This window comes from Sphingopyxis sp. 550B (assembly GCF_057401805.1).
In genome coordinates, this window is record NZ_CM171610.1 from 718,929 (window position 1) to 745,051 (window position 26,123).

Consider the following 26,123-nt stretch of genomic DNA (forward strand, 5'->3'; position numbering starts at 1 on the left):
GAATAGGCCCGAATTCCCGCTCCCTCCCCGCGGATCGACACGAGATTTATCGACTATGCCCCACAAGAGGCTGCCGTCCCTGAGCGGGACCCTGGTCGCAGCGATTCTGTTGCTGACCGGCTGCGCGAACAAGGATGACGATTCCGGCCAGCGCGGGCAGGCTGCGCAAGTCGGCTATGTGGTCGTGACCACCGCGGCGGTGCCGATCACGACCGAGCTCGGCGGGCGCACCGTCGCCTTCGAAACGAGCGAGGTGCGACCGCAGGTGAACGGCCTGATCCGCCAGCGCCTGTTCACCGAGGGCGCGACGGTGCGCGCGGGCCAGCCGCTGTTCCAGATCGACGCGAGCCTCTATCGCGCCGCGGTCGCGCAGGCCGAGGCCAATCTGGCGAGCGCGCGGGCCAATGCGCAGGCGGCGGAGGAAAAGGCGAAGCGCTTTGAACCGCTCGCCAAGATGCAGGCGATCGCCGAGCAGGATTACAGCGACGCGCTCGCCGCCGCGCGCGTCGCCCGCGCCGCGGTGGCGCAGACCGCCGCCGCGCTCGACACGGCGCGGATCAACCTGCGCTACACCGCGATCGCGGCGCCGATCAGCGGCCGCATCGGCCGGTCGCTGGCGACGCCCGGCGCGCTCGTCAGCGCGAACCAGGCCGAACCGCTCGCCGTCATCCAGCGCACCGACCCGCTCTATGTCGATATCCAGCAGTCGGCGGCCGAACTGACCGCGCTGCGCCGCTCGCTCGCCGCCGGCGGGGTGCAGCCGGGCAGCACCGCCGTGCGCCTGCGGCTTGAGGACGGCAGCCTCTATCCAATCGTGGGGACGGTGCAATTCTCCGAAGTCACCGTCAACGAGGCGACGGGCACGGTGACGCTGCGCGCGCGCTTCCCCAATCCGCAGGGGCTGCTGCTGCCCGGCATGTTCGTGACCGCGCTGTTCGAGCAGGCGGTCGATCCGAAGGCGATGCTGGTGCCGCAGACCGCGGTGCAGCGCGACTTCGACGGATCGGCCTTCGTCTATCTCGTCGGCAAGGACGACAAGGCGGCGCGGCGCAAGGTCGTCGCCGAACGCACCGTCGGCGCCGACTGGGTCGTCACCGACGGGCTGAAGCCGGGCGACAGGGTGATCACGCAGGGGGTCGGCAACCTTCGGCAGGGCGCGCAGGTGAAACCGGTTCCCGCCAGCAGCCCGGAACGCGTGGGGGCATCCGCGGGCAAGGATGCGAACGAAGGAAAATAGCAGCCGATGTCGCGCCTCTTCATCGACCGGCCGATCTTTGCCTGGGTGCTGGCGATCATCGTCATGCTCGGCGGACTCGGCGCGCTGCGCGCGCTACCGCTCGAACAATATCCCGACATCGCGCCGACGCAGGTCAATATCCGCGCTTCCTATCCGGGCGCGTCGGCCGAAACGATCGAGAACAGCGTCACGCAGGTCCTCGAACAGCAGCTGACCGGGATCGACGGCCTGCTCTATTTCAGCTCGCAGTCGAGTTCGCGCGGGCAGGCGAGCATCACCGCCATCTTCGCCAAGGGCACCGACCCCGACATCGCGCAGGTCCAGGTCCAGAACAAGATTCAGACCGCCGTTTCCCGCCTGCCGCAGCAGGTGCAGCAGCAGGGGGTGCGCGTCACCAAGTCCAATTCGGACTCGCTGCTGCTCGTCGGCGTCTATGACGAGACCAACACGCGGTCGAACCAGGACGTGTCCGACTATATGGCGTCGAACATCCAGGACCCGCTGTCGCGCGTCGAGGGCGTCGGCGACGTCAATGTCTATGGCGCCCCGCACGCGATGCGCATCTGGCTGAACCCGCAGCGGCTCGCCGCGGTGTCGCTGATGCCAAGCGACGTGATCAACGCGATCAGCGCCCAGAACAGCGAGATCGCGGCAGGCGACGTCGGCGGCCTGCCCGCGCCACAGGGCCAGATGCTCAACGCGACCGTCACCGCCCAGTCGCGATTGCAGACCCCCGAAGAGTTCGAGGCGATCATCCTCAAGACACTCCCCGACGGATCGACGGTGCGGATCAAGGACGTCGCGCGGGTCGAGATCGGCGCCGAAAGCTATACGACGATCAGCCGGATCAACGGCCATCCCGGCGCGGGCATGTCGATCTCGCTGTCGCCGGGGGCCGACGCGCTCGAAACCGCCGACCGCGTCAAGACGCGGATGGAGGAACTGGCTGCCGACTTCCCCGACGGCCTCACCTACGGCTACACCAACGATTCGACCGCCTTCATCAAGCTGTCGGTCAAGGAAGTGCAGAAGTCGCTGTTCGAGGCGATCCTGCTCGTCGTCCTCGTCATGTTCGTCTTCCTGCAAAGCTGGCGCGCGGTGCTGATCCCGGCGATCGCGGTGCCCGTCGTGTTGCTCGGCACCTTCGCCGTTTTCTACATATTGGGTTTCAGTATCAACACGCTGACGCTGTTCGGGCTGACCCTCGCGATCGGGCTGCTCGTCGACGACGCGATCGTCGTCGTCGAGAATGTCGAGCGATTGATGGAAGAGAATCCCGGCATGTCGGCGCGCGAGGCGACGATCCAGTCGATGAAGGAATTGCAGGTCGCACTGATCGCGATCGCGCTCGTGCTGTCGGCGGTGTTCCTGCCGATGGCCTTCTTCGGCGGCTCGACCGGCGTCATCTATCGCCAATTCTCGGTCACCATCGTCTCGGCCATGGCGCTGTCGGTGCTCGTCGCGCTGATCCTGAGCCCGGCGCTGACCTCGACGTTGCTCAAGCCCCGCACGCACGGCGGCGAGCGGCCGCATCGCTTCCCGCGCCTGCATGCCGCGATGATCCGCGCCCGCGACGGCTTCAACACGCGCTTCGACCGCACGGTCGACCGCTATGTCGGCAACGTCACCACCGTGGTCGACCGCAAGTGGCTGTTCCTCGCCATCTATGCGCTGCTCCTCGTCCTGCTCGCGGCGATGTTCATGCGGCTGCCGGGCGGCTTCCTGCCCAACGAGGATCAGGGCCGCGTCTCGATCCAGTTCCGTCTGCCCGCGGGCGCGACCCAGGCGCGGACGCTGGAGGTGCGCGACCAGATCGAGCGCTATCTGCTGACGGAGGAGAAGGCGAATGTGCAGTCGGCCTTCCTGATCGCCGGCGGCGGGGGGGGCGGTGCGTCGGGGCAGAATACCGGTCAGGGCTTCGTCAACCTCGTCCATTGGGACGACCGGCCGGGCAAGGAGAACAGCGCCGACGCGATCGCCCAGCGTGCGCGCAAGGCGCTGTCGGGCCTGCGCGATGCGCAGGTGTTCGCGCTCGTCCCCGGTGCAGTGCGCGGGCTCGGCGACACGTCGGGCTTCACGATGGAGTTGCAGAATCGCGGCGGGATGACCCACGAACAATTCGCCGCGGCGCGCGACCGGCTGCTCACGATGGCGAACGCCAATGCGAAGCTGCAATCGGTGCGCCTCAGCGACCTTCCCGACGTCGCGACGCTGAAGATCGACATCGATACGCAGCGGCTGACCGCCTATGGCCTGTCGAACAGCGACGTCAACAGCACGCTCGCGACCGCGTGGGGCGGGCGCTACGTCAACGACTTCATCGACAAGGGGCGCGTCAAGCGCGTCTATGTTCAGGGCGACGCCCCCTATCGCGCGCGGCCCGAGGATATCGGCCAATGGTATGTCCGCTCGTCGAACGGGCAGATGGCACCCTTCTCCGCCTTTGCCGACATCGGCTGGTCGACGACGCCGAGCAGCACCTCGCGCTTCCAGGGCGTCTCCGCCTTCGAAATCTCGGGCCAGCCGGCCCCCGGCACCAGTTCGGGCGAAGCGATGAACGAGATGGAGCGGATGGCGGCCGAGATTCCCGGCACCAGCGTCGCCTGGGCGGGCGCCTCCTATCAGGAGCGGCTGTCGTCGGGTCAGGCGCCGCTGCTCTACGCGCTGTCGCTGCTCGTCGTCTTCCTCTGTCTCGCGGCGCTCTACGAAAGCTGGTCGATCCCGCTCGCGGTGCTGCTGGTTATCCCGCTCGGGCTCGTCGGTTCGGTGTTCGCCGTGTCGCTGCGCGGGCTGCAGAACGACGTCTATCTGCAGATCGGCCTGCTGACGACGATGGGGCTCGCGGCGAAGAACGCGATCCTAATGATCGAGTTCGCCGAGCAGGAGGAAAAGAAGGGCAAGCGCGTGATCGAGGCAGCGGTCGAGGCGGCGCGCATCCGTCTGCGCCCGATCCTGATGACGAGCTTCGCCTTCATCTTCGGCGTGCTGCCGCTGGCGCTCGCGACCGGCGCGGGCGCGAACAGCCGCGTCGCGATCGGCACCGCGGTGATCGGCGGCATGATGACCGCCGCTTTCCTCGCCATCTTCTTCATCCCGCTGTTCTTCGTCCTCGTGCGGCGTGGGGTGCGCGACGGGTTCGCGGCGCTCCGCGCCCGTTTCGGCAAACGCGGCGCCGGGCGGGGGGCAGCGGCATGAGGCGCGCGCCGCTCGCTCTCGCCGCGCTGCCGCTGCTGCTCGCGGGCTGTTCGCTCGCGCCGCAGAAGGTGCTGCCGACGCCGCCGGTGCCGCAAAGCTGGCCGGTGGGCGACGCCTATCTGGCCCAGAGCGAGGCGGCGCTGCCGATCCTGTCCTATACGCAAATCTTCACCGACCCGCGGCTGCAGACGCTCGTCGAGCAGGCGCTGGTGGCCAATCGCGACCTGCGCACCGCCTATGCCAATGTCGCCGCGGCGCGGGCGCAGGTGCGCGTGACGCGCGCGGCGCAATTTCCCGCGATCGGCGCAAGCGCCGGGGCCGGCTATGCCGATCGCGGCGCCGGCGGGGGCAGCGGCGATTTCGCCGTGCAGGGCGGGATCACCGGTTTCGAGCTCGACCTGTTCGGCCGTCTCGCCAATGCGACCGAAGCCGACCGCAACCGCGCGCTGGCGACCGAGGCGGCATCGCGCACGGTGCGCCTCGCGCTGATCGCCGACCTCGCGGGCGCCTGGGCCGCCTATGGCGCCGACCGCGACCTGCTGGCCATCGCCGAGGACACCGCTGCCAACGCGCGCGAGGCGGTGCGGCTGACCAGGGCCCGGCTCGACGGCGGCATCGCGCCGCGCACCGACCTGCGCCAGGCCGAACAGATATTGGCGACCGCCGAGGATTCGATCGCCCAGCAGAAGACGGCGCTGGCGCAGGACGAGAATGCGATCCGGCTGCTCGTCGGCGGCGACGTCGACCGCGCGCTGCTGCCCGCGACCCTTGTCGAGGCCAGCGCCGGAATCGCCGCGCCCCCCGCCGGGGTCCGCTCCGAAATCCTGCTGCGCCGTCCCGATGTGATCGAGGCCGAATATCGGCTGCGCGCCGCCAATGCCGACATCGGCGCGGCACGCGCGCGGCTGTTTCCGGCGATCTCGCTGACGGGCCTCGTCGGTTTCGCGAGCGACGCGCTGTCGGGCCTGTTCGACGGCGGCGCCTTCAACTGGTCGGCGGGCGCCGATGCGAGCGCGTCGATCTTCGATTTCGGCGGCCGCCGCGCCGGCGTCGCGGTGAGCGAAGCGCAGCGTGACGCGGCGCTTTCCAGCTATGAAGGCGCGATCCAGACCGCGTTCCGCGATGTCGCCGACGCGCTCGCGGTGCAGGGCACCATCGCCGAGCGCGTTCGCGCCGCGGCGGCGAACAGCGAAGCGACGGCCGACACCGCGGCGCTGACCGAGGCGCGCTATCGCGGCGGCGTCGACAGCTTCCTCTCCAGCCTCGACGCGCAGCGCAGCCTCTACAACGCGCGGCGCAGCGAAACCGCGACGCGCCTGCTGCTCGCGCAGACGCGCATCGCGCTGTTCCGCGCGCTGGGCGGCGACAGCGGCGCCGGGAGCGACGCGGCGGCGCGCTGAAATCCCTTTCGCACGAAGACGCGAAGCAAGCCCGTGCGGCCTTGGTAAGCGGATCATTATGAATTTCGTGCGTCCATCCGATCTCCCCTCCCGCTTGCGGGAGGGATCGGGGGTGGGCCAGCGGCGTTGCATTCGCCCACCCCGCTGCGGCTAGCGAACAAGTTCGCAAGCCTCGTCGCCCCTCCCGCAAGCGGGAGGGGGACCGAGCCTTTGCAGCCTATTCAAAACGCCCCCACACCCGCCGTCTTGACAAGCGGCGGGACTCACGCGCTAATAGAACATATAGAGAACATGTCATGCGCGATTCGTCCTCCCCTCTCGCCGGGCTGCGCCGCCGCATCGCCCGGATCGCCGCCGCCGGCGCGCCGCCCGGCGACGGCGCGTGGCTGACGAGCGGGCATGCGGGATTCGATGCCGCGCTCGGCGGCGGGCTGGCGATGGGGCGAGCGCATGAAATCTTCGCCGCCGACGCGCTCGATGCGGCCAGTGCCGCCGCCTTCGCCGCGCTGCTCGCCCTGCGCGGGCCCGGCGAAGCGCCGGTCCTGTGGCTGCGCACGGCGGACGGCGCGCGGCGTCAGGGGCATCTCTATGCGCCGGGCCTCGCCGAACTGGGGGGCGATCCGAACCGGCTGCTGCTCGTCGAGGCGCGCGATGCGACCGCGCTGCTCGCCGCCGCCAACGATGCCGTGCGCTGCCCCGGATCGGCGGCGGTCGTCGTCGAAAGCCGCGGCGCACTGGCGGCGCTCGACCTGACCGCGGGGCGGCGGCTCGCGCTCGGCGCGCGCGACGCGGGAACGGTGCTGCTGCTGCTGCGCTTCGCCGCCGAGCCGGTGCCGAGCATCGCCGAGACGCGCTGGCGCCTGGCCGCCGCGCCGTCGCGCGAACTGGAGGCGCAGGCACCGGGGGCGCCCGCCTTCGACCTGGAATTGCTGCGCTGGCGCGCCGGCCCTGCGGGCGCGCGCTGGCGGCTGGAGTGGAACCGTGACGAACGAGCCTTTGGGGACGCGGCGCTATCTGGCGCTCTTCTTCCCCTATCTTCCCGCCGAGCGTCTGTCGCGCACCGCGCCGCGGCCGCCTGACGCCCCGCTCGTCTTCGCCGAAAAGCGGCGCGGGGCGCTGTGCCTCGCGAGCGTCGGCGCCGATGCCGAGGCGCTGGGACTGGTCCCCGGCCTGCCGCTCGCCGACGCGCGGGCGCGCGTGCCCGACCTCGCCGTGGCCGCACACGATCCGGCGGGCGACCTGCTCTGGCTCGACCGGATCGCCGAGGGATGCGGGCGCTACACGCCGCTCGTCGCGCTCGATCCTCCCGACGGGCTGATCCTCGACATCGCGGGATGCGCGCACCTGTTCGGCGGCGAAGCGGCGCTGGTCGCCGATGTCGAGTCGCGGCTCGACCGGCTCGGGATGACGGTGCGCGCCGCGCTCGGCCCCACCGCCGATGCCGCCCGCGCGCTGACGCGCCACCCGGCCCCGCCCGCGCCCGACGAAGCGGCGGCGGTCCGGCGCCTGCCCGTCGCGGCGCTCGACCTCGAAGGCGAGGCGACGCGCGCGCTGCTGCGCGCCGGGCTGCGGACGATCGGCGATCTCGCGAGCCGGCCGATGGCGTCGATCGCCGCGCGCTTCGGCGCCGAGGCGGCCGGGAAGCTGCGCCGTATCCTCGGCGATGCGCCGAGCCCGCTCGCGCCGCGCCGGACGCCGCCGCCCGTCGCCGCCGCGCGCCGTTTCGCCGAACCGGTCGCAAGCACGGCGCATGCGACGACGGTGCTCGCCGAACTGACCGCCGAGGCGATCGCGGAGATGCGCGCGCGCGGCAAGGGCGGCCGTGCGTTCCACGCCACCTTCTTCCGCAGCGACGGCCTCGCCCGGACGATCGTGGTCGAGACCGGCCGGCCGACCCGCGATCCGGCGCTGGTGATGCGGCTGTTCGCCGAGCGCATCGACGGTCTGCGCGACCCGATCGATCCCGGCTTCGGCTTCGACATGATCCGGCTGGCGGTGCCGCGGCTCGAGGCGCTCGGCGCGAGCCAGCTGCGGCTCGAAGGCGGGGCGGTGCGGCGCGCGGCGATCGACGACCTGACCGACCGCCTCGCGGTCCGGCTCGGGCGCGGCCGCGTGCGCCGCCTTCGCCCCGCCGACACCCATATTCCCGAGCAGGCGCAGCTCGAACTGCCCGCGACCGACGCCGCGCCGCCGCAGCCCTGGCCCGCGGCGCCCGACGGCGAGCCGCCGCAGCGCCCCTTCTATCTCTTCGATCCGCCGCAGCCGATCGAGGTGATCGCCGAGGTGCCCGACGGGCCGCCGCAGCGCTTTCGCTGGCGCCGCGCGCTGCACGCGGTGCGTCTGTACGAGGGGCCCGAGCGCATCGCCGCCGAATGGTGGCGCCGCCGCGACAACAGGGGGCTGACGCGCGACTATTACCGCGTCGAGGATGTACAGGGCCGCCGCTACTGGCTGTTCCGCCACGGCCTTTACGACGAAAAGGACGGGCCGCGCTGGTATATCCACGGGCTGTTCGCATGAGCGAGACCTCCACCCCCGAACCGCCGCCCGAACCGGGTTTCGCCGAACTGGTCGCCGCGACCAATTACAGCTTCCTGCGCGGCGCCTCGCATCCCGCAGATATGGTAGCGGAGGCGATGGCGCTTGGTTTGAACGGCATCGGCATCGCCGACCGCAACAGCGTCGCGGGCGTCGTGCGGGCGCTGATCGGATTGCGGGACCTGCGCGCGAAAGCCGAGGCGGATGGGGTCGTACTTGCCCCTTTCAAGCTGGTGGTCGGCGCCCGGCTGGTCTTCGACGACGGCACACCCGACATCGTCGCCTACCCCACCACGCGCCACGGCTGGGGCCGCCTGACCCGCATGCTCACCATAGGCAATCGCCGCACCGAAAAAGGCGACTGCGTGATGAAGTTCCGGAATCTGCTGATTCATTGCGAAGACATGGTCCTGATCGCGTTGGCGACCGGGAAGGATGAATGTCTGTTGCATCGCCTCGCCAAAGCGGCCCCCGGCTCCCTGTGGCTTGGTGCGACCATGCCTCGCGGCGGCAGCGACCGGCGTCAGCTCGCCCGTCTCAGAGCCTTGGCCGAGCGGATCGGCATCCCCATGCTGGCCACCAACGACGCTCTTTACGCTACGCGCGCGGAGCGCCCCCTCCACGATATCGTCACCTGCATCCGCGAGGGCACGACCGTCCACGATGCCGGCCGCCTGCTTCACGCCAATGGCGAACGCCATCTGAAATCGCCGCGCGAGATGCGCCGCCTGTTCCGCGACTGTCCCGAAGCCATCGGCGAGAGCAACATCATCCTCGATCGCATCGCCTTCTCGCTCACCGATCTCGCTTATGCATATCCGCATGAGCCGGTCCCCGACGGCTGGACCCCGCAAAGCTGGCTCGAACATATGGTGATGGAAGCCGCGGCAAGTCATCATCCTGATGGATTGCCGACGCGTTGGCAGGAAGTGCTGGACGAAGAACTCAGCCTCATCCGCAAACGCAATTACGCCTGCTACTTTCTGACCGTCCACGACATCGTGAATCATGCACGGACGCGGAATCCGCCCATCCTTTGTCAGGGGCGCGGATCGGCCGCCAATTCGCTCGTCTGCTACCTGCTCGAAATCACGTCGATCGACCCGATCGCGAACAACCTGCTCTTCTCCCGCTTCCTGTCCGAAAAGCGCGGCGAGCCGCCCGACATCGACGTCGATTTCGAGCATGAGCGACGCGAGGAGGTGATGCAATATGTCTATCGCCGCTATACGCGACGTCGCGCCGGTATCGTCGCGACGGTCATCCATTATCGCCCGCGCAGCGCGATTCGCGAGGTGGGAAAGGCACTCGGCCTCAGCGAAGACGTCACTGCGCGGCTTGCCGATACGAGTTGGGGAAGCTGGGGTGACGAGGTGCCGGTGCAGCGATTGGCCGAGGCCGGGCTCGATCCGACAAATGGCGAGATCGAACGACTACACCGCTTCATCAGCGAACTGCTGACCTTTCCACGCCACTTGTCGCAGCATGTCGGAGGCTATGTGCTGACCGAGGATCGGCTCGACGAGACGGTGCCGATCCACAATGCCGCGATGGAGGATCGCACCTTTATCGAATGGGACAAGGACGATATCGACGCGCTGAACCTGATGAAGGTCGACGTTCTCGCGCTCGGCATGCTGACCTGCATCCGCAAATGCTTCGACCTGATGCGATGCCACGATCTCGGCGACCATGATCTCAAGAGCGTGCCGGAAGAGGATCCAGCCGTTTACGACATGCTCTGCAAGGGCGACAGCATCGGCGTCTTTCAGGTCGAAAGCCGCGCGCAGATCAATATGCTGCCGCGGTTGAAGCCCAGGACATTCTACGATCTCGTCATTCAGGTCGCGATTGTCCGGCCCGGACCGATCGAAGGAGATATGGTCCACCCCTATCTGCGCCGCCGCAACAAGGAAGAATCTCCGGACCTCCCTTTGCGCGCAGGACACGCTGCGAATGAACTCGAAGAGATATTGGGAAAGACCGAAGGGGTGCCGCTGTTTCAGGAACAGGCGATGAAGCTTGCCATCACCGCCGCAGGCTTCACCCCCGATGAAGCGAACGGATTGCGGCGCGCGATGGCGACCTTTCGCAATCTGGGCACTATCGACCAATATGAAGAAAAGATGATCGGAGGCATGGTCCGTCGCGGCTACCAGAGAGATTTCGCCGAGCGCTGTTACAACCAGATCAAGGGTTTCGGCAGCTATGGCTTTCCAGAGAGTCACGCCCAGTCCTTCGCCAAGCTCGTTTACGTGTCGTCATGGCTGAAATGTCATCACCCCGCCGTCTTCGCCTGCGGCATCCTGAACTCGCAGCCGATGGGCTTCTATGCCCCCGCGCAGCTCGTCGGCGACGCGCGCGCGCATGGGGTCGAGGTGCGCGCGGCCGATGTGAACGCCAGCGGGTGGGACAACAGCCTCGAACGCCGGGACGACGACCGCCTCGCGCTGCGGCTCGGTTTCCGGCAGGTCGACGGGTTCCGCGAGGCGTGGGCGCAGCGGCTTGTCGAGGCGCGCACCGCTCCCCCCGCCTCCCCGTTCGTCAGCGTCGAGGATCTGGCGCGGCGCACCGGTCTGCCGCCGCGCGCGCTGCGCCTGCTGGCGGAAGCCGACGCGTGCCGCTCGATGGAACTCGAACGGCGACCGGCGCTGTGGAACGCGCGGCGGGTGCGGCAGGGGGTGCTGCCGCTGTTCGACGCCGCCGGGGCGGACGAACTGGGGCCGGAGGCGGAGGCCGACCTGCCGCCGACGCCGCTCGTCGAGCATGTCCTCACCGATTATCAGACGACGCGTCTGTCGCTGAAGGGGCATCCGATGGCGTTCCTGCGCCGCGCCTTCACCGACGAGGGCGTGCTGAGCTGCACGGAGGCCGCGGCGGCGAAGAACGGGCGGATCGTCCGTACCGCAGGGGTCGTGCTGATCCGCCAGCGGCCGGGCAAGGGGAACGCGATTTTCATCACGCTCGAGGACGAGAGCGGGATCGTCAATGTGCTGCTGTGGGCGCGCCACTTCGAGCGCTATCGCCGCGCCGTCATGGCGTCGCGGCTGATGCTGGTCGAGGGCGAGGTGCAACGGAGCCGGGAGGGCGTCGTCCACCTGATGGCGAGCCGCATCGTCGACCGCACCGCGATGCTCGACGCACTGGGCAACGCCGCGCCGCAGGCGCCGATGCCGCGCCCCGGCCATCCGCGCAACGTCCGCATCCTGCCCAAATCACGCGATTTCCATTGACCGCATGAAGGCCGAGAATATTCGCGCAGCGGCGCAAAGGCAGGGATACGGTTCGCGCCGGGCGATGTCCCCGACTGAAAAGCCCCGTGCTCCCGCGCAGGCGGGAGCCCAGAGCGGATAGCGCCAAGGTCGGCGTCGGATCGCTCTGGGTCCCCGCCTGCGCGGGGACACACAAGCCTTACACAGGCTCCGCCCCCATGGCCCCGGCGCCACCGCGCGAATCCAAACGAAAGACGCCCCGGTCGTGGGGAGACCGGGGCGTCTGGATCAGGCCAATAAGGGACCAACCAAAGTCGGCCTGAAAATCAGTCTTGCGGCGCCTTAGCGCAGCAGGTTCATCACGCCCTGCTGGCTCTGGTTCGCCTGGGCGAGCATCGCCGTCGAGGCCTGGGCGAGGATGCCGGCGGCCGCGAGGTTGGTCGATTCGGCCGAGAAGTCGGCGTCTTCGATGCGCGACTTCGAGTCCGCCAGATTGGTGACGCCCGAGGTCAGATTGTTGATCGCCGCATCGAGACGGTTCTGCTGCGCACCGAGGTTGGCACGCTCGGTCGCCACCGTCTGGATCGCGTCGTCGAGAATCTTCAGCGCGTCCTTGGCATCGGCTTTACCGGCCGTCACGGTGGTCAGCGACAGGTCGATGTCGGCAACCGAGCTACCAGCAACCGGCGTATTGCCTGCCGTCGCCACCGTGCCCAGCGCGTTGGCATGCAGATCGCCGATCGTAATCGTCACCTCGTCACCACTGTTGAGACCCGTCTGGATATCGAAGCTGGCGGCGGTGGTGGCCGTGTTCGCGCCGCCATTGGTGCCGAACAGCTTGTTGTCGTTGAAGGTGGTGCGATTGACGACGTCGTTGATCTGGTCCTTCAGCGCCGTGAATTCGGTCTGGAGCGCCTTGCGGTCGTTGTCGCCCAGCGTGCCGTTCGACGCCTGGAGCGCCAGTTCGCGCATGCGGACGAGGATGTCGGCGACGCTGCCCGCGGCGCTGTCGGCGGTCTGCGCCAGCGAGATGCCGTCGTTGGCATTGCGGATCGCCTGGCTCATGCCGCGCGACGCCGCGTTCATGCGGGTCGCGATGGCGAGGCCGGCGGCGTCGTCCTTCGCGCTGTTGATGCGCTTGCCGCTCGACAGGCGTTCCATCGCGGTGGCCTGCATCTGATTGGCAACACGCGAGCTGTTCTGCGCGCGCAACGCGCTCACATTGGTGTTGATGACAGTCATGTTGTTCCTTTCCGGCCGAGAGGCCATTCCCGTGGTGTGATGGCTCGGCGAGCGGTCACGGATGAGGTAACGGCGGGATGCTGCGCGGATTAAGCCGATGCATCAAAAAAAGACGCCCCGGTCGTGGGGAGACCGGGGCGTCTGGATCAGGCCAATAAGGGACCAACCAAAGTCGGCCTGAAAATCAGCCTTGCGGCGCTTAGCGCAGCAGGTTCATCACGCCCTGCTGGCTCTGGTTCGCCTGGGCGAGCATCGCCGTCGAGGCCTGGGCGAGGATGCCGGCGGCCGCGAGGTTGGTCGATTCGGCCGAGAAGTCGGCGTCCTCGATGCGCGACTTCGAGTCCGCCAGATTGGTGACGCCCGAGGTCAGATTGTTGACCGCCGCATCGAGACGGTTCTGCTGCGCACCGAGGTTGGCACGCTCGGTCGCCACCGTCTGGATCGCGTCGTCGAGGATCTTCAGCGCATCCTTTGCATCGGACTTTGATGCCGTCGACGCCGCCAGCGACAGGTCGATGTCGGCAACCGACTTGCCGGCCGCCGGCGTGGCGGTGGCCGTCGCACCCGTGCCCAGCGCGTTGGCATGAAGATCGCCAAGCTTGATGGTCACCGTCTCGGTCTTGTTGAGACCGGTCTGGATATCGAAGCTGGCGGGCGTGATGACCTCGGCGCCGCCACCAGCAGCGGGGTTGGCGCCGAACAGCTTGTTGTCGTTGAAGGTGGTGCGATTGACGACGTCGTTGATCTGGTCCTTCAGCGCCGTGAATTCGGTCTGGAGCGCCTTGCGGTCGTTGTCGCCCAGCGTGCCGTTCGACGCCTGGAGCGCCAGTTCGCGCATGCGGACGAGGATGTCGGCGACGCTGCCGGCAGCGCTGTCGGCGGTCTGCGCCAGCGAGATGCCGTCGTTGGCGTTGCGGATCGCCTGGCTCATGCCGCGCGACGCCGCGTTCATGCGGGTCGCGATGGCGAGGCCGGCGGCGTCGTCCTTCGCGCTGTTGATGCGCTTGCCGCTCGACAGGCGTTCCATCGCAGTGGCCTGCATCTGATTGGCAACACGCGAGCTGTTCTGGGCCCGCAGCGCGCTCACATTGGTGTTGATGACAGTCATATTAATCCTTTCAGGCCGAGAGGCCGTTCCCGTGGAGTGAGGGCTCAGCGAGCGGTCACGAAGCCAGTAACGGCGGAGCGCGGGTCGGATTAAGCCGCGGTGTCAAAAAAATGTCGGACGCGGCGTCAAGCCTGTCGGCATCCGATCAAATCACTGAAAATCAGCCGATAAATATTCTGGCACGCGCCTTGCATTGTTCTTTGGCGTGCGGCGCGCCGCGCCACGACGGAACCGGATGAGAGCGAATGAGCACCATCGATCAGAGCCGACTGCTGCAGATGCGCAGTTCGATCCTCAATCAGAACCAGGCGCTGCAGCGCGCCGCGGGTCGCGGCGGCATCGACGCGGGCGGCGCCGCGGAAGGGACGCCCGATTTCGGGTCGGCGATCTCGGCCGCGCTCGAACAGGTCAACGCCCAGCAGCATCGGGCGAGCGACGTCAGCGAAGCCTATGAACGCGGCGACACGCACGACATCGTCAGCGTGATGATCGAGCGGCAGAAGGCCTCGCTCGGCTTCGAGACGACCCTGCAGGTCCGCAACAAGCTGCTCTCCGCCTATCGCGACATCATGAACATGCCGGTGTAACCCATGGCCGAAGCCCAAGTCCTGACCCCCGTCGAAACCGCCAACCGCCTGCCCGTCCCAGCGATGGGCGGCCGGTTCGCGCCCGTCCAGCAATTCATCCGCCAGCCCGCGGTCCAGCGCGCGCTGCCCGCGATCGCCACCAGCACCGCGATCGGCATCGCCGCGCTCGCCTGGTTCATGACCTCGGCCGCGCCGCAGACCCAGCTCTTCGCCGGGCTCGACGACGCCGACAAGGCGGCGGTCGCCGACGCGCTGCAGACGCAGGGTATCGCCCACAGCATCGACCCCGCGACCGGCGCGCTGACCGTCGATGCCGACAAGCTCTATCAGGCGCGCATCGCGCTCGCCGGCCAGGGCCTGCCCCGGGCGCAGCCGAGCGGCGACAGCCTGATCGCCGCGCTGCCGATGGGATCGAGCCGCGCGATCGAGGGCGAAACGCTGCGCTCGGCGCGCGAGGCCGACCTGTCGCGGACGATCGAGACGATCGACGCGGTCCGCAGCGCACGCGTCCATATCGCCGCCGCCGAGCCGAGCCTGTTCGTCCGCGAGGACAAGCCCGCGACCGCGTCGGTGATGCTGACGCTGCAGAACGGCCGCTCGCTGTCCGAGGGGCAGGTGCAGGCGATCCGCTTCCTCGTCGCCTCGTCGGTGCCCGGCATGAACGCCGACCAGGTGCAGGTGATCGACCAGCGCGGCGCGCTGCTGTCCGACGGCGCGACGAGCGGCGACATGAAGGCCTTTCAGCTCCAGACGCAGATCGAGGACCGCTTCCGCCGCGCGCTCGAAACGCTGCTCGGGCCGATGCTCGGCGCCGGCAACTACAGCGTCGAGGTCCACGCCGACATCGACATGTCCGAAAGCCAGGCGACGCGCGAAAGCTTTCCCGAGAATGATCGCGCGCTGCGCAGCGAGCAGGTGACGCGCACCGTGAGCGGCCAGGGCACCCCGCCCGCGGTCGGCATCCCCGGCGCGCTGTCGAACCAGCCGCCGCCCGCCACCACCCTGTCGCAGGCGCCCGAGGCGGCGCCGGCCGGGGCGCCCGCCGCCTCGACGCAGAGCAACGAGAATGCCGCCCGCGCCTATGAGGTCGGCCGCGAGATTTCGGTGACGCACAGCCCGCAGGGCCGCCTGCGCCGCGTCTCGGTCGCGGTCGCGCTCAACCAGGGACAGAAGGCGCTGAGCCAGGGCGACATCGCCAAGATCGACGGGCTGGTGAAGGGCGCGATCGGATATGATCAGACGCGCGGCGACATGGTCGCGATCAGCCAGCGCCCCTTCGCCAAGGTCGAGGACAGCGCCCCCGCCTTCTACGATCAGGCCTGGTTCCTGCCGCTGGTCAAGCAGGCCGGCGCGATCCTCGCTGCCCTGCTCGCCTTCCTGTTCGTCGGCCGGCCGCTGATCAAGGCGGCGAAGGCGCGCACCGCCGCGCGTGCCGAGCGCGACGCGGCGATCGAGGAAAGCTTGCTCGCCGCCACCGAAGGCAGTCCCGCGCTCGCCGCGCCCGACGCGCAGCGCGCGAACCGCGAGATCACGCTGGAGATGATCGAGGCGGCGCCGAGCTATGAAGCGCGCGCCAATCTGGTGCGCGCCTTCGTCCGCCAGGATTCGCAGCGCGCCGCGCTCGTCGTCCGCCAACTGATGCAGGAGGCGGCCCGTGGCTGATGTCCTCGACGCCGAGATCGCCCCGCCGGTGGAGGTCCGTCCCGCGATCGACGGGTCGTCGGCCGCGGCGATCCTGCTGATGCTGCTCGACGAAAGCGAGGCGGCGACGATCCTCAAGCATCTCGATCCCGACGAGGTGCGCCAGCTCGCCAAGTCGATGTTCGACACCGCGAACGCGTCGGAAGTGCAGATCGAGCAGGCGCTCGACCGCTTCGTGACGCGCAGCCGCAACGTCAGCGCACTCGCGGTCGGTGCCGACACCCGCATCCGCGCGGTGATCAACCAGGCGGTCGGCAACGTCCGCGCCGACAATATCCTCTCCGCCGTCGCGCCGCAGTCGAGCGCCGCATCGCTCGAGATGCTGCGCTGGATGGACGTCGAGGCGATCAGCGCGCTGCTCGCGAGCGAACATCCGCAGGTCGGCGCGCTGATCCTGTCGGTGCTCGTTCCCGACGTGGCGGCGCGCGCGATCGAATCGCTCGACGAACTGCTCCAGGCCGACCTCGTGTTGCGCGCGGCGCAGCTCACTGCCGTCCCGGTCGCCGCGATCGAGGATCTCGAAGCGGTGCTCACCGCCGCCAATGTCGGCGGGCAGCGCGTCGCGAAGCAGCCGATCGGCGGGCCGAGCGACGTCGCCAAGATCATGAAGGTGATGCCCCGTCACCTGTCCGAGCGCACCATCCGGGCGCTCAAGAAGCACGACAAGCAGCTGGCCCAGACGATCGAGGAGGAAATGTTCATCTTCGAGAATCTGCGCGACCTCGACATGCGCAGCCTCGGCACCATCCTGCGCGCGGTCGACGCCGCCCAGCTCGCGCTCGCGCTCAAGGGTTCGGACGAGGCGATGGCCGACCTCTGCCTGTCGACGATGTCGAAGCGTGCGGCGGAAACGATCCGCGACGAGATGGCCGAAATGACGATGGTCAAGCGCACCGACGTCGACGAGGCGCAGAAGGCGATCATGCAGATCGTCCGCCAGATGGCCGCGAACGGCGATATCGTGATCGCGGGCGGAGCCGACGATTATGTCTGATCGCTCCGTCGAAACCGGCTTCACCCCCGTCCTGCTCGCGGCCGCCCAGGCGCGCGGCGGCGGCTTTCGCCCGCTGCACCTCGGTCCCGCGCCGCGCGCCGCCGAGGCCCCACCGCCCGCCCCCGAACCCGCCGAGGCCGAGCCCGCCGACGATCCGTTCGCGCGCGGTCTGGCCGAAGGCCAGCGCCTCGCCGAGGCCGGCTTCGCGGTCGAGCGCCATCAGCTCCTCGCGCTCGTCGCCGCGGCCGAAGCGCTGCAGGACGAACCGAGCGAGGAACTGGCGCAGCTCATCGCCGAGACGGTCGAGCGACTGGTCCGCCAGATCGTCGAAAGCGCGCCGATCGACGCCGAATGGCTGCAGACGCAGGCCGACATCGCCGCCGCGATGGTCGCCGAGGCCGACAAGGCGCGCACGCTGTGGGTCAACCCCGCCGACGCCGTGCTGCTGTCGGGCAGCGGCATCGCGCTGCCGATCGAGGCCGACGCCGCGATGATGCGCGGCACCGTGCGCATCGAAACCTCGACCGGCTGGATCGAGCACGGCCGCGCCGTCTATCTCGACGAACTGCGCGCCGCGCTGGGCAGCCAGGACGCCGCCGCATGACGCGCCGGCTCGCCATGACCGCGCATCAGCTCCTCGGGCCGATCGACCTGACGCACGCCTCGCCGCGGCGCATCGGCACACTCGTCGCGCACGAAGGGATCATGCTCGAAGTATCGGGTTTCCCGATGCCGCTCGGCAGCAATGTCCGCATCAGGTCGGCGACGGGCGATCCGATCCACGGCGAGGTCGTCGGCTTTCGCGGCCAGAGCAGCCTCGTCCTGCCGTTCGACGCCAACATGCCGCTCGTCACCGGCGCGCCGGTCGAGCCGCACGGCGCGAGCAGCATGGTCGCGGTCGGCAAGGCGCTGCTCGGTCGCATCATCGACGCACAGGGCCATCCGCTCGACGGCCGCCCGCCGGTGCAGTCGCAATTCCAGTGGCCGCTCGCCGGCCGCAAGGTCAATCCGCTGCGCCGCGGCCGGGTGACGAAGCCGCTCAACATGGGCGTGCGCGCGATCAACGGGCTGCTCACCGTCGGCGAGGGCCAGCGCGTCGCGATCATCGCCGGATCGGGCGTCGGCAAGTCGGTGCTGATGGGCCAGATGATCGCCGGCACAGAATGCGACGTGATCGTCGTCGGCCTGATCGGCGAGCGCAGCCGCGAGGTCAGCGACTTCGTCGAGACCAAGCTGCCCCCCGCGGTGCGCAAGAAATCGGTCGTTGTCGCGGTTCCCGCCGACCATCCGCCGCTGCTCCGCCTGCGCGCCGCGATGCGCGCGACCGCGATCGCCGAGGCGTTCCGCCAGGAAGGCAAGAAGGTGCTGCTGCTGATCGACAGCCTGACCCGCGTCGCGCACGCGCAGCGCGAGATCGGGCTGACGCTGGGCGAACCGCCGACGATGAAGGGTTATCCGCCGTCGGTCTTCGCGCTCATCCCCTCGCTCGTCGAGCGCGCCGGCAACGACAGCCAGACCGGCGGCTCGATCACCGCGCTCTACACCGTGCTCGCCGACGGCGGCGACATCGATGATCCGGTCGTCGACAGCGCCCGCGCGATCGTCGACGGCCATATCATCCTGTCGCGCCAGCTCGCCGAACAGGGCGTCTATCCCGCGATCGACGTCGCGCGCTCGCTGTCGCGCACCATGGCCGATTCGGTCGATCCCGACCATGCCGCGGCCGCCGCGCGCTTTCGCCAGCTCTGGTCCGCCTATGAGGAGAATCGCGACCTGATGCTGATGGGCGCCTACGTCGCCGGCAGCGACCCGGTGCTCGATACCGCCATCGCGCGCCGCGCCGACCAACTCGCATTCGTTTCCCAACCCGCCGCCGCGCAGGTCGATTTCCAGACCTCGCGTCAGTCCCTTGTCGAAGGATATTCCGCATGAACGCCCGTACCGCACGCCGCAAACGCATCATCCGCGTGCGCTCCGTCGAACATCAGATGGCGGAGGCCAATCTGGCGCGCGCCAAGGGCGAGCTGGCGAGCCTCGTCGAACTGGCGCAGCGGCTCGAGACGCTGCGCGTCGACCTCGCGATGGCGAAGGGCGCGGTCGCGGGACGCGCGCTCAATTCGGTCGGCGAACTCGGCATGCGGCTCGACATGGCGAAGGAGAATCTCGCCGCGCCGCTCAGCCACGCCAGCGCCCGCCGCGACGAGATGGGCGTGCGCGCGCAGCATGCGATGATCAAGGAGGAATCGGCGGTGCGCCTCTACGAGCGCAGCCGCCGCTCCGACGAGGCCGACATGGAACGCCGTAGCGACGCCAACCGCCCCTTCCGCCGCCGCGCGATGAGCCTGCGCCTGATCGAGGGGGGCGCCGCATGATGAGCACCACCCTGCTCCAGACACCGACGCAGCCGGGCCTCGCGGCGATTGGCCAGACTCCGGCGGGCGACGGCGAGAGCGGGTTCGACGAGTTGATCGCCGCCATGCCGGGCGCTGCCGTCACGGCATCGCCTGCTGTGCCGTCCACCACGCCCGTCGCCGACGCGGCAGCGGCGCCGATTGCGGACGCCGAAACCACCTTGCCGGTCCCGGCGCCCGTCGTGCCGGGCGAAGCGGACGCCGCCCCGGTCGAAACCGTTCCCGCGGTGCCGGCAGACGACCAGCCCGTGTCGACCGAAGGTCCGCGACCCGATCTCGCCGGAAAGCCCGCTCCGGCGCCCGCAGCGCAGGTCGCCGGGGGCGAGGTCGAAACCGCGCCGACCCGCACGACGCCGCCGCACCGCCGGCCCGTCGAGGCCGAGGACAACCCCGTTGCCGCCGACCGGCGCGCTGCCGAGGCGGCCGCCAGCCTGATCGCCGTCTTTGCCGGCAAGCACGGCCGCGACGCGGCACCGATTCGCACCCATGCCGCCGCGGCCGAGGGCGAAACGGACGGACCCGTCCCGACGCCCCCCGATGGCGAAACGCCGACCGCCGCGACGACGACGCTGCCCTTCACGGCCGCACAGGCTGACGCATCCGCGCCTGCGCCCGCCACTGCGGCGCCTGCGGCACCGGTGCCCGGCGCTGCCGCAGCCGCGCCGACGCCGGACTTTGCGGGACCGCGCTACGCGGCACCCACGACCCCGGTTACGCCGGCCGTCGTCCGCCCGGACGCGATGCCAACGGCCGATCCGCAGGCGCCGAAGCCCGCCGCGACCGATGGCGGTGCTTCGATGACGGTGCTGTTCACCCAGCCGGCGGCCCCCGCCGCGACGGGTGTCGCGCCGACAGCGCAGCCCGTCCCGGTCGCCGAGCGCACGCTCGACATGGGCAGCGACGATCGCTGGATCGCGCAGCTCGCCGCCGACATCGCCGCGACCAAATCATCCGATGGCGACATCGCCTTTCGCCTGATGCCGCGTCATCTCGGCCGGCTCGACGTCGCGATGCGCCAGGGCGACGAGGGCGTGACGCTGAAGCTCGACACGCAGCATGAGGCGACCGCGACGATCGTCCACGCCGCGCAGGGCCGGCTGGTCGAGGATCTGCGCCAGCAGGGCGTGCGCGTCGCCGGCGCCGAAGTCACCTGCACCCCCGGCGAGACCGGACGCCAGTCGCAGCAGGGCCAGGGCCGCGGCGATCAACCCGCCGGCCAGACCGCCCATCTCATCGAAACCGCCACCGAGCGCGCCGAGCCGCGCGACACCGACCGAGCCGCCGATCGCCGCGGCCGGTTCGCCTGATCAGGAAAGGACAAAGGGTCATGTCCAAGGAACAGACCGAAACGCCCAAAAAGGGCGGCAAGATGAAGAAGATGCTGATGCTGGGCATCGGCGCCGTCGTGCTGATCGGCGCGGGCACCGGCGCCGGCATCTATCTGGGCGGCGGACTCGCGAGCGAGGCCGCGAAGCCCGAGGATCATTATCCCAAGCTGGTGCTGCGCAGCGCCGGCAGCGAAGCCGCGGCCGAGGGCGAAGGCGAGGGCGGCAAGAACGCGCCGCTGAAGGTCGGAACCGTGTCGGTTCCCAACGACCGCTTCCAGATCGATCCGCGCAAATATGAGATCACCTATTATCCGATGCCCGACAGCTTCACGACCAACCTGGCCGACGGGTCGGGCTTCCTGCAGGTCGGGATCAGCCTGTCGACCTTCTACGACGGCAAGGTCATCACCAACATCAAGCGCCAGGAAGTGCCGATCCGCTCGGCGGTGCTGATGGTGCTCGCCGAGCAGGACCCGGCGCTGCTGTCGACATCGGGCGGCAAGCAGCAGCTTCAGCGCCAGCTCACCGGCGCGATCAACCAGGTGCTGCGCGAGAAGGAAGGCTTCGGCGGCATCGACAATGTCTATTTCACCAGCCTGGTGATCCAGTGACGCAGGCCGCCCATACCACCGCCGCGCCCGAAGCCAGGGCGTCGCTGCTGCTGCGCAAGGCGGAGGGCAGCTATGCCTTTCCGGCGCTCGACGGCATCGCCAACCAGTTCGCGCGCAGCCTGCGCGACCTGATCCGTGCCCTCGGCGCGCCGCTGGTGCAGGTCGAGCGCGCGGCGGCCGGCCATATGAGCTTCGCCGACTGGTGCGGGTCGATCGCGCCCGGCATCCACTGGCGCTATCACGCGCCGCCGCTCAAGGGGCCGGTGCTGCTCGGCGCCGGACGCGGGCTCGTCCTCCAGCTCGTCGACATCTTCTATGGCGGCAAGGGCCAGCTCGCGGGCGACCGCGAGGACCTGACCGACGCCGAGGAACGATTCGCCGCGCGGATCGGCCGCGACATGGGGCGGCAACTCGCGATCGCGTGGCGCGGTACGATGGGGATCGAACCCGAACTCGATTGCGTGACCTGCGATCCGGCGAAGCTCGCGGCGGTGCGCGCCGACGACGAACTGCTCGTCCAGCGCTTCACGCTGCGCGGCGCGCCGTTCGACGGCCAGACGATCGTCTGCGCCTATCCGCTCGCCGCGCTGCGCGGAATCGCGGGCGCCGAGCCGGTTCCCGAGATCGACGACCATCCCGCGACCGACCCCGTGTGGGCGGCGAAGCTCGACGGCACGCTGCGCGGGGTACGCCTGCCGGTGCGCTCGGTCCTCGCGCGGCCCGAGATCAGCCTGACGAAATTATTGTCGCTGCAGGTCGGCGATATCATTCCGTTAACCATATCGCGTCATGTCCCGATAACCATAGCCGGCCGGAACTTCGCGGTCGGCAGCATCGGCGAGGCCAACGGCAACGCCGCCATATTGATCGACCGAATCGAAAGAGGATCGGACCATGAGTGACCTGGAAGAAGCCCCGCCCGCCGCGCGCCGCGACCGCCGCGATGCCGGTATCGGCGCGGCGCCCAATTTCGACCTGCTCGCGGGCGTTTCGCTGCGCGTTTCGGTCGAGGTCGGCTCGACCTCGATGACGCTCGCCGAACTGCTCGCGATGACCGAGGGCAGCGTCGTCGAGCTCGACCGCGCCGCGAACGACCTGCTCGACATCTATGCCAACGGCACGCTGATCGCGAAGGGCGAGATCGTCAGCGTCGACGGCCGCTACGGCATCCAGATCGCCGACGTCGTCGCCCCCGACAATCGCCTCGGCGGTTTCGAGCGGAGGGCCTGATGCTCGAATATCTCCTGCGTCTGCTGATCCTGCTGCCGCTGGTCGGCGGCATGGCGTGGGGCAGCCTGTGGCTGTGGAAGCGCGTCCAGATGGGCGGCCCGCTGGCCGGAGCGAGGCAGGAGCGGCCGATCGAGATGGTCGGCGTGCTGCCGCTCGGCCCCGGTACCAAGCTCGCCGTGGTCGAATTCGCCGGGCAGCGGATCCTGCTCTCGGTCTCGCGCGGCCAGGTCACGCGCCTCGCCGACAACAGCCAGGGCGATTTTCATGTCGGCTGATCCGGCCGGGACGACCCGCCGCCGCATCCGCTGGCTGCGTGCCGCCGCGATCGCCGGCGGCGTCGCGCTGCTCGCCGCGGCGCCCGCCGCGCACGCACAGGCCGCCGACGGGTTGACCCGCGCGGTCGGCGAGATCGGCGGCAACGGGCGACCGCTGACGCTGTCGCTCCAGATACTCATCCTGATGAGCCTGCTGACGGTGCTGCCGTCGCTGCTGCTGATGATGACCAGCTTCACGCGCATCATCATCGTGCTGTCGATCCTGCGCCACGCGCTCGGGCTCCAGCAGACGCCGCCGAACCAGGTGCTCGTCGGGCTCAGCCTGTTCCTGTCGCTGTTCGTGATGCAGCCGGTGATCAGCGAAGTGAACCGCGTCGCGATCACCCCCTACGGCCAGGAACAGATCGATATCGGCGAAGCGCTGGTCCGTTCGGGCGATTCGCTGCACGGCTTCATGATGCAGCAGACGCGCAAGACCGACCTGATGATGTTCGCGAAGATCGCCAAGGCGCCGACCTACGCGAGCCCGAAGGACGTGCCCTTCTCGATCCTGCTCCCCGCCTTCGTCACCAGCGAACTCAAGACCGCGTTTCAGATCGGCTTCCTGATCTTCCTGCCCTTCCTGGTCATCGACCTGATCGTCGCCTCGTCGCTGATGTCGCTGGGCATGATGATGCTGTCGCCGACGGTCATATCGATGCCCTTCAAGCTGCTGCTGTTCGTCCTCGTCGACGGCTGGGCGCTGACGATGGGCTCGCTCGCCTCCTCCTTCGGAACCTGAGGGGCTGACCATGGAAGCGGACTATTTCATCGGGGTCGCGCAGCAGTCGCTGTGGGTGCTGGCGCTCGCCGCCGCACCGATCCTGATTCCGGTGCTCGTCGTCGGCGTGCTGCTCGGCATGGTGCAGGCGGCGACCTCGATCAACGAACAGACGCTCAGCTTCGTGCCGAAGCTGATCATCACCGCGGTCTGCCTCGCCATCTTCGGCAGCAGCATCCTCGTGCTGCTCACCGACTTCACCCGCGATCTGTTCGCCCAGATACCCAATCTCGTCCGCTAGCGCCGCGATGGATCCCGCCGACATCCCGAACGTGGAGGCGATGCTCCAGCTCTGGATGCTGGGGATGATCCGCCCCGGCGCGGCCTTTCTGGCGGCGCCGGTGTTCGGCGCGGCCAATGTGCCGGTGCAATTGCGGCTGATCGTCGCGCTCGCGGTCGGCGTGCCCGCGGTCGCCGCTTCGGGCCTTGCGCTTCCCGTCGAGGGAATCGTCTCGCTGCCCGGCTTCCTGCTGATCGTCGGCGAGGTGGTGATCGGGCTCGGCATCGGCTTCGTGCTCCAGATGGGGCTCGCCGCCGCGCTGCTCGGCGGCGAGACGATCAGCAACGCGATGGGCCTCGGCTTCGCGTCGATGATCGATCCGCTGAGCGGCACCGCCAGTTCGGCGATCGGCCAGTTCCTCTCGATGCTGGCGACCGCGCTCTTCCTCGCCGCCGACGGCCACCTGCTGCTCGTCGGCATCATCGTCGACAGCTATACCGCGCTGCCGCCGGGGGGCGCCTTTCCCTCCTTCGCCGCGATCGGCGGCATCCTGCGCTTTGCGAGCCTGATGTTCGCCGCCGGGCTGACGATCGCGCTGCCGGTCGGCTTCGTGCTGATCCTCGTCCAGATGATCATGGGCGTGATCGGACGTTCGGCGCCGGCGATGAACCTGTTCGCGGTCGGCCTGCCCGCGACGCTGCTCGCCGGCGTCGTGCTGCTCGCCATGGCGACCCCGGTGATGGCGGAGGCGATCGCGCGCTTCCTGTCCGACGCGCTCGACATGGCGCGGCAGATCGCGGCGGGCTGACGCGATGTCGGGCACCACCGAAAAGGACCAGAAGACCGAACAGCCGACGCCGAAGAAACGCGCCGACGCGGCGCGCGAAGGCGATGTGCTGATGTCGCGCGAGCTGGCGACGGCGCTGATGATGCTCGCCGGCGCGGGGTGGCTGTTCGCGGCGGGCGGCTGGCTCGTCCGGTCGGCGGGCGAGCTGGTGCGGCGCGGGCTGACGCTCGACGCCGACGACGTCGCGCATTTCGCGCCCGGCGAGGCGGTGCTGCGCAACGGAGTCGAGGTGCTGCTGCCGCTCGCCAGCCTGTTCGCGCTCGCGCTGGTCGCGAGCATCGCGGCCCCCGCGATGCTCGGCTCGCTCGGCTGGCGCGGCAAGGCGCTGGGCTTCAAGGGCAACCGGATCAATCCGCTGAGCGGCATCAAGCGCATCTTCGGCATGCAGGGGCTGATCGAGCTCGCCAAGTCGATCGCCAAGGTGCTGCTGCTCGGCACCATCGGCTATCAGCTGATCGCGGTGAACCTGCCGGCGATCATGACGATGGCATCGACCGACCTCAACGCCGCGCTGGGGCTGGCGGGGAGCGCGGTCGCGCGGGCGATGCTCGCGATGGCGGGCGGGCTGGTCGTCATCGCGCTGATCGACGTTCCCGCGCAATGGTATCAGCGCAACCGCAAGCTGATGATGAGCAAGCAGGAGGTGAAGGAGGAGATGCGCCAGACCGAGGGCGCCCCCGAACTGAAGCAGGCGCAGCGCCAGCGCGCCCACGACATTTTGAGCGGGTCGGCGCGCAAGGCGGTGACCGAGGCGACCGTCGTCCTCACCAACCCCACCCATTTCTCGGTCGCGCTGCGCTATCGTCCCGGCGTCGATGCCGCGCCGGTCGTGGTCGCGCGCGGGCGCGGCGACGTCGCGCTGTCGATCCGCACGCTGGCGCGCGAGGCCGCGGTGCCGATCCTCGAATATCCGCAGCTCACCCGCGCCATCTATTTCACCGCACGCGCCGGCCGCGTGATTCCCGAGGAACTGTTCGTCGCGGTGGCGACGGTGCTCGCCTTCGTCTTCCAGCTCGAACGCGCGGTCGCCGAAGGGCGGTCGCAGCCCGCGGTCGACGTGCCGTCGTCGCACCGCTTCGACCCCGACGGCCGCCGCGCCGCCTGACCGCCGCCGGCGCGCTTAAGGAATCGCGCGCGCCGCCGTTAAGCAGAGCGAAGGAAACGCAC

23 protein-coding genes are annotated in these 26,123 nt (G+C 69.3%); 21 read left to right on the forward strand and 2 right to left on the reverse strand.

The window, feature by feature from the left end; all coding sequences use genetic code 11:
• Nucleotides 1-55 precede the first annotated feature (55 nt).
• The 6 genes from AC2S9W_RS03310 to AC2S9W_RS03335 all read left to right on the forward strand — a co-directional run bounded on the left by AC2S9W_RS03310 (nucleotide 56) and on the right by AC2S9W_RS03335 (nucleotide 11,603).
• Nucleotides 56-1,237 carry an efflux RND transporter periplasmic adaptor subunit gene (locus AC2S9W_RS03310; RefSeq protein ID WP_286750126.1) on the forward strand — a complete coding sequence of 394 codons (1,182 nt, stop codon included), beginning with the start codon at nucleotides 56-58 and terminating at the stop codon, nucleotides 1,235-1,237.
• Between the two features lie 6 nt (nucleotides 1,238-1,243).
• Nucleotides 1,244-4,432 (forward strand): multidrug efflux RND transporter permease subunit, encoded by a 3,189-nt coding sequence (locus AC2S9W_RS03315; RefSeq protein ID WP_286750127.1) that lies wholly within the window; start codon nucleotides 1,244-1,246, stop codon nucleotides 4,430-4,432.
• Nucleotides 4,429-5,832 (forward strand): efflux transporter outer membrane subunit, encoded by a 1,404-nt coding sequence (locus AC2S9W_RS03320; RefSeq protein ID WP_286750128.1) that lies wholly within the window; start codon nucleotides 4,429-4,431, stop codon nucleotides 5,830-5,832. Before AC2S9W_RS03315 ends, AC2S9W_RS03320 begins: the two co-directional genes overlap by 4 nt.
• Before the next feature lie 296 nt (nucleotides 5,833-6,128).
• A complete protein-coding gene (locus AC2S9W_RS03325; protein ID WP_076077358.1) occupies nucleotides 6,129-6,911 on the forward strand; it encodes an ImuA family protein in 783 nt (260 codons plus the stop codon).
• Entirely contained in the window at nucleotides 6,814-8,352 is a 1,539-nt protein-coding gene (locus AC2S9W_RS03330; protein WP_286750129.1) for a Y-family DNA polymerase, read from the forward strand. The genes AC2S9W_RS03325 and AC2S9W_RS03330 overlap by 98 nt, the downstream gene beginning before the upstream one ends.
• Nucleotides 8,349-11,603 (forward strand): error-prone DNA polymerase, encoded by a 3,255-nt coding sequence (locus AC2S9W_RS03335; protein ID WP_286750130.1) that lies wholly within the window; start codon nucleotides 8,349-8,351, stop codon nucleotides 11,601-11,603. The genes AC2S9W_RS03330 and AC2S9W_RS03335 overlap by 4 nt, the downstream gene beginning before the upstream one ends.
• A 321-nt stretch (nucleotides 11,604-11,924) precedes the next feature.
• On the opposite strand, the gene AC2S9W_RS03340 is transcribed toward AC2S9W_RS03335, so the two are convergent.
• A complete protein-coding gene (locus tag AC2S9W_RS03340; protein ID WP_067186514.1) occupies nucleotides 11,925-12,824 on the reverse strand; it encodes a flagellin N-terminal helical domain-containing protein in 900 nt (299 codons plus the stop codon).
• A 199-nt stretch (nucleotides 12,825-13,023) separates the two neighbouring features.
• On the reverse strand, nucleotides 13,024-13,932 hold the full coding sequence (locus tag AC2S9W_RS03345) for a flagellin N-terminal helical domain-containing protein (protein ID WP_241942318.1): 909 nt from the start codon (nucleotides 13,930-13,932) through the stop codon (nucleotides 13,024-13,026).
• Between the two features lie 245 nt (nucleotides 13,933-14,177).
• On the opposite strand from AC2S9W_RS03345, the gene fliE reads away from it, so the two are divergent.
• Genes fliE through flhB form a run of 15 tightly spaced genes read left to right on the forward strand, consistent with a single transcriptional unit; the run spans nucleotide 14,178 to nucleotide 26,061 of the window.
• Nucleotides 14,178-14,519, forward strand: coding sequence for a flagellar hook-basal body complex protein FliE (fliE, locus tag AC2S9W_RS03350; RefSeq protein ID WP_067112328.1), 342 nt, complete (start codon nucleotides 14,178-14,180; stop codon nucleotides 14,517-14,519).
• Between the two features lie 3 nt (nucleotides 14,520-14,522).
• Nucleotides 14,523-16,181 (forward strand): flagellar basal-body MS-ring/collar protein FliF, encoded by a 1,659-nt coding sequence (gene fliF, locus AC2S9W_RS03355; RefSeq protein ID WP_286749961.1) that lies wholly within the window; start codon nucleotides 14,523-14,525, stop codon nucleotides 16,179-16,181.
• Complete coding sequence (gene fliG, locus AC2S9W_RS03360) at nucleotides 16,174-17,214, forward strand: flagellar motor switch protein FliG (RefSeq protein WP_286749960.1); 1,041 nt, start codon at nucleotides 16,174-16,176, stop codon at nucleotides 17,212-17,214. Before fliF ends, fliG begins: the two co-directional genes overlap by 8 nt.
• On the forward strand, nucleotides 17,207-17,818 hold the full coding sequence (locus AC2S9W_RS03365) for a FliH/SctL family protein (RefSeq protein ID WP_067186523.1): 612 nt from the start codon (nucleotides 17,207-17,209) through the stop codon (nucleotides 17,816-17,818). The genes fliG and AC2S9W_RS03365 overlap by 8 nt, the downstream gene beginning before the upstream one ends.
• Complete coding sequence (locus AC2S9W_RS03370) at nucleotides 17,815-19,146, forward strand: FliI/YscN family ATPase (protein ID WP_067112339.1); 1,332 nt, start codon at nucleotides 17,815-17,817, stop codon at nucleotides 19,144-19,146. The genes AC2S9W_RS03365 and AC2S9W_RS03370 overlap by 4 nt, the downstream gene beginning before the upstream one ends.
• Nucleotides 19,143-19,586: a hypothetical protein gene (locus AC2S9W_RS03375; protein WP_212597986.1), complete on the forward strand. Its 444-nt coding sequence runs from the start codon at nucleotides 19,143-19,145 to the stop codon at nucleotides 19,584-19,586. Before AC2S9W_RS03370 ends, AC2S9W_RS03375 begins: the two co-directional genes overlap by 4 nt.
• A complete protein-coding gene (locus AC2S9W_RS03380) occupies nucleotides 19,583-20,932 on the forward strand; it encodes a flagellar hook-length control protein FliK (protein ID WP_486571630.1) in 1,350 nt (449 codons plus the stop codon). The genes AC2S9W_RS03375 and AC2S9W_RS03380 overlap by 4 nt, the downstream gene beginning before the upstream one ends.
• 20 nt (nucleotides 20,933-20,952) lie before the next feature.
• On the forward strand, nucleotides 20,953-21,564 hold the full coding sequence (locus AC2S9W_RS03385) for a flagellar basal body-associated FliL family protein (protein WP_067112348.1): 612 nt from the start codon (nucleotides 20,953-20,955) through the stop codon (nucleotides 21,562-21,564).
• Complete coding sequence (locus tag AC2S9W_RS03390; protein WP_286749957.1) at nucleotides 21,561-22,466, forward strand: FliM/FliN family flagellar motor switch protein; 906 nt, start codon at nucleotides 21,561-21,563, stop codon at nucleotides 22,464-22,466. The genes AC2S9W_RS03385 and AC2S9W_RS03390 overlap by 4 nt, the downstream gene beginning before the upstream one ends.
• Nucleotides 22,459-22,794 carry a flagellar motor switch protein FliN gene (fliN, locus tag AC2S9W_RS03395; RefSeq protein WP_067112354.1) on the forward strand — a complete coding sequence of 112 codons (336 nt, stop codon included), beginning with the start codon at nucleotides 22,459-22,461 and terminating at the stop codon, nucleotides 22,792-22,794. Before AC2S9W_RS03390 ends, fliN begins: the two co-directional genes overlap by 8 nt.
• Nucleotides 22,794-23,069 carry a flagellar biosynthetic protein FliO gene (locus AC2S9W_RS03400; RefSeq protein WP_067112356.1) on the forward strand — a complete coding sequence of 92 codons (276 nt, stop codon included), beginning with the start codon at nucleotides 22,794-22,796 and terminating at the stop codon, nucleotides 23,067-23,069. Before fliN ends, AC2S9W_RS03400 begins: the two co-directional genes overlap by 1 nt.
• Nucleotides 23,059-23,850, forward strand: coding sequence for a flagellar type III secretion system pore protein FliP (fliP, locus tag AC2S9W_RS03405; protein WP_104960135.1), 792 nt, complete (start codon nucleotides 23,059-23,061; stop codon nucleotides 23,848-23,850). The genes AC2S9W_RS03400 and fliP overlap by 11 nt, the downstream gene beginning before the upstream one ends.
• Before the next feature lie 10 nt (nucleotides 23,851-23,860).
• Nucleotides 23,861-24,130 carry a flagellar biosynthetic protein FliQ gene (locus AC2S9W_RS03410; protein ID WP_067112359.1) on the forward strand — a complete coding sequence of 90 codons (270 nt, stop codon included), beginning with the start codon at nucleotides 23,861-23,863 and terminating at the stop codon, nucleotides 24,128-24,130.
• 7 nt (nucleotides 24,131-24,137) lie between these two features.
• Complete coding sequence (gene fliR, locus AC2S9W_RS03415; RefSeq protein WP_286749952.1) at nucleotides 24,138-24,917, forward strand: flagellar biosynthetic protein FliR; 780 nt, start codon at nucleotides 24,138-24,140, stop codon at nucleotides 24,915-24,917.
• 4 nt (nucleotides 24,918-24,921) lie between these two features.
• Entirely contained in the window at nucleotides 24,922-26,061 is a 1,140-nt protein-coding gene (flhB, locus tag AC2S9W_RS03420; protein ID WP_067112365.1) for a flagellar type III secretion system protein FlhB, read from the forward strand.
• Nucleotides 26,062-26,123 lie beyond the last annotated feature (62 nt).